Source organism: Oleiphilus sp. HI0132 (assembly GCF_001635845.1).
In genome coordinates this window covers 1-458 of record NZ_LWGJ01000915.1, presented here as the reverse complement: position 1 = coordinate 458, position 458 = coordinate 1, and the positions used below count along the sequence as shown (strand labels likewise).

At 39.3% G+C, this 458-nt stretch carries 1 protein-coding gene; it reads left to right on the top strand.

From position 1 onward, the window contains the following. A partial coding sequence (locus A3766_RS30965; protein WP_197479513.1) for a hypothetical protein occupies window positions 1-261 on the top strand: 261 nt, incomplete at its 5' end. Window positions 262-458 lie beyond the last annotated feature (197 nt).

Below are 458 nucleotides of genomic sequence, written 5' to 3'. Positions count from 1 at the left end.
GATACCCTAGGTAGGCAGATCTCACTCGACCACTATGCTAACTATGTTGAGTGGAACGAAAGTGACTCTGTTTCATTGGAACAAATATACTGGTTGAACCTAGCAGATGATCTTTCAATTGCTAAACATGCTTCCTTAAGCCCACTTGATCAGATAAATAATATGACAAGTGTCATTTCAGCTAATACAGAAGACCATTCACAACTAAAAGATGATGGCTACTTCTGTGCAATGATAGCCGCGCTGGAAAATGAACACTAAAGTGACTCGGCTCAAGCCAAAGTGCTTTGAATACACATTTGCGGCGATCTTCTACTAAACTAATAAGGATATAATTAGTTTTGGAGCCTATTTCTTGATTGCAAATCGTGAACAGCTTGTAGAGTCACTTGAAAAAAGTAAAAGCTATCAACACCAGCATCTTGGGCAGATATTACTGCAAACCGGCATTATCACGT